The 266-nt window shown below is 70.3% G+C and carries 1 pseudogene; it reads left to right on the forward strand.

From position 1 onward, the window contains the following. Window positions 1–266, forward strand: a pseudogene (locus KVT37_RS32280) (hypothetical protein); the annotation flags it as partial.

Below are 266 nucleotides of genomic sequence, written 5' to 3' on the forward strand. Positions count from 1 at the left end.
CCGCCCCTGACCCTCCTCCCCCTCGTCCTCCTCCCCTACCTCATCCGCATCAATTTCGCCCGCCCGTCGGGAGGCCGCGGCCTCCCCGGCGTGTTCCCGCCGGCGCTGGTGGTGATCGCGGCCGTCGTCGGCTTGCTTCTGGCAGGCGCGTTGGAGGGCCGCGTTCCGGTCGCCTTCGATAATCTCGGTGTGCCGCTCAAAGACTGGGAAAGAAAGGGGGCGGCGCCTAGCGGGCCGCCCTTTCATTGCAACGGAGCGGCGGCGTG

Origin of the sequence: Mesorhizobium sp. GbtcB19 (genome assembly GCF_019091085.1) — a bacterium.
Lineage (GTDB): Bacteria > Pseudomonadota > Alphaproteobacteria > Rhizobiales > Rhizobiaceae > Mesorhizobium.